At 48.9% G+C, this 2,827-nt stretch carries 3 protein-coding genes and 1 pseudogene; all 4 read left to right on the top strand.

The window, feature by feature from the left end:
* A pseudogene (gene tnpC / locus DZ54_RS27635) lies at positions 1-1,293 on the top strand (IS66 family transposase); the annotation flags it as partial.
* Entirely contained in the window at positions 1,291-1,434 is a 144-nt protein-coding gene (locus DZ54_RS27630) for a transposase domain-containing protein (RefSeq protein WP_420804868.1), read from the top strand. The pseudogene tnpC and the gene DZ54_RS27630, both read left to right, overlap by 3 nt.
* Before the next feature lie 308 nt (positions 1,435-1,742).
* A complete protein-coding gene (locus DZ54_RS0116720; protein WP_025675339.1) occupies positions 1,743-2,102 on the top strand; it encodes a hypothetical protein in 360 nt (119 codons plus the stop codon).
* A gap of 329 nt (positions 2,103-2,431) precedes the next feature.
* A complete protein-coding gene (locus DZ54_RS24500) occupies positions 2,432-2,764 on the top strand; it encodes a hypothetical protein (RefSeq protein ID WP_205619432.1) in 333 nt (110 codons plus the stop codon).
* The last annotated feature ends 63 nt before the right edge of the window (positions 2,765-2,827 follow it).

Genomic DNA, 2,827 nt, shown 5'->3' with positions numbered 1-2,827 from the left:
AATGTGGGAGCAGTTCCGGTTAGCCCAGGCCAAAAAGTACCTGCCGCAAAGTGAGAAGTTCCCCGCCCAAGGCTGCTTGTTCAACGAAGCGGAAACCCTGACCGACACCGGCCCATCCGATGACGAGCCGGAAATGGAAACCGTCACCTACACCCGCAAACGGGGCCGCAAGCCCATCAACCCGGACTTGCCCCGCGAGGTGATAGAATACGATTTACCCGACGATGAAAAGACCTGCCCCTGCTGCCAGGGCCAGCTGCACGCCGTGGGTGTTGAATCGTCCGAGCAGCTCGACATTATCCCCAAGCAAGTTAAAGTGCTGCGCCACGAGCGCAAAAAATACGCGTGCCGCCACTGCGAAAACCACGGTGAAGGCAGCAAAGTTATCACCGCTGCCATGCCCCGACAGCCGCTGCCCGGCAGTATCGCCACTGCAGGGACCTTGGCGACTGTCGCCGTCAGCAAATATGCCGACGGCCTGCCGCTGTACCGTATCGAGAAAGAGCTGGCCCGGGTCGGCGTCGAGCTCCAGCGCACCACGCTAGCAAGTTGGATGATTAAAGCGGCTGAGCTGCTGTCGCCGCTGTACCTCGCCATGAAGGAAAGCCTGCTCGGAGAGCCGGTTATCCACGGTGATGAGACCACGCTTCAGGTCCTGAAGGAGCCGGACAAGACAGCCCAGAGCAAGTCCTACCTGTGGCTTATGCCAGTCCGGAACAAAGCTCCGCGCCCGTCGTGTTGTTCGAGTACCAGCCAGGCCGGGGACACACTTACCCCAAGGCCTTCCTCGATGGTTACCAGGGCACGGTCATGACCGACGGCTACTCAGCCTGGCGGATGCTAGAAAACATGAGCCACCTCGGATGCTGGGCGCATGCTCGGCGCAAGTTCAAGGACGCCCTCGACCTGAGCCCGAAGAAGGGAGGACAGGCCAAGCAGGCCCTGAGTTATATCCAAAAGCTATATGCTGTTGAGAAAAAGGCAAAATCCTTGTCACCAGCAGAAAGGCATGCGATGAGGCAGAAAGACAGCATTCCGATTTTGAACGCCTTCCACGGGTGGCTGGATAAAGCCGCCGCCAGACTGTTGCCGAACAGCCCGATGGGAAAAGCGGTCAGCTATGCACTGAAACAATGGCGTTACCTGGAGAGGTATGTCGAAGACGGCGGCTACCCGATAGACAACAACCGGGTCGAGCGGGAAATCCGGCCGGTGGCGACCGGGCGAAAGGCTTGGCTGTTCGCGGACACCCAAAGCGGGGCGAATGCCAGTGCCGTATGGTTCAGTCTTATGTTGACCTGCCGTGCCAATGGTGTGGAGCCTTATGCCTACTTGCGTCATGTGCTGACCGAGCTACCTCAGCGAGAAGAGGGGTGTGATGTCAGCGATCTCCTGCCCTATAACAAAGCGCCCATTCCATCACCAGGCGGGTAGAAATACCCGCTTACGTTTATCGGCAGATAAACGCAAAGCGTGCGCGTTTATCCATGATAGACGCACACTATCCCAGAATGGATGATTAAAAGCGTCGATTAGTCATGCGGTTACAGCTTAACGCTTGGGGATAGTGTGAACGCCCGAGCAGAGATAGGCGGCGTGCACATTTTCGCGGAAAAGAGATAGGCATGATAGGCAATAAATACTATCTATTTCAGTTAGTTATATGGATAATAGTGCGTATAACGGTTTTGGGAAATCGAGCATGCGCACTAATACAATGTTAGTTTTATGGAGATTGCGCATTGAATCGAAAAATTCACAGAATTAAGAATATGATTTCTTGTAATTTTAAAAATAAATCAATTCTATTTTCTGAATCCGATTTTAGTGAGATTTCACATTCTTTATTGAGTGATTTAGGCTCTCATAAGGTAACTTCATTTGTAATGGCTGCGGCTAAAAACACTGCAATTGGAATTAATGAAAAAGAATACCTCGCTTTAGAAAAAGTATTTTGTGAAAAAATTACTCCTGAGATTGCAAAATCTGCTTATGGGGATCGATCAAAGGTTAGTCTTTTAAATGAGTTTTCTGAAAAAGAATCTAAAAAATATATAGAAGATTTTATTAGAAGTCTACCGCTTCAGAACAAGGATTGTTGATTTTACAATTGATGATATACATGGCGGAAGAGATAAAGTAATTAGGATTTCCAATCGAAATACACAAAGTATTTTAGATCGCTTATTTAAAAGGCTTGGAAAGGAACACTCATCACAAAGCTTCCTTCATTCTTCTATTAAAAAGTTATCTGGTTCAATTTTTGATCTAGATTTTACTATTCACACAGAGCGTGAAGAATTCAAGTTTAATAAACGTGGCGTGTGGAAAAACTAACAAGCGCCTGCAATCTAACCTCCGGCAGTTGAGGCAGGCGTTATGTGCTTGGAAAGCTGGCATGATTAAGTGTTGAATTACAAAAGGGATATCGATGTTAGAAAGAATACATAGAATAAAAGGAATAGGGCTTTTACATGATGCTGATGCAAGGGCGCATGGGCTACAGAAAGCCAGCTTTATCTATGCAGATAATGGACGAGGTAAATCAACACTAGCTTCACTCTTTCGCTCTTGTTCAACAAATAAGCCTGAATTGCTGGTAAACCGCCGCACGATTGATGGTAATAACGACCAAGAAGCGAGTCTTCAATTTTCTAATGGGCAGCGCTCTAGTTTTCAAAATGGTAGTTGGGATCTGAGGGATCCCCACTTTTTTTCACCTGAGCTCTCCCGCTGCCATTGCCTTCAGCCCTCCAACCGCTAAAGCCAGATCCCTCACTCTGTACCCATATCCTTCTCGTCCAACCAGCTCCCTCCCCAGGAAAAA

Source organism: Salinivibrio socompensis S35 (genome assembly GCF_000513715.1).
Lineage (GTDB): Bacteria > Pseudomonadota > Gammaproteobacteria > Enterobacterales > Vibrionaceae > Salinivibrio > Salinivibrio socompensis.
Note: the sequence above shows the minus strand (reverse complement) of the source record. Positions and strands in the feature narration are given on the sequence as shown.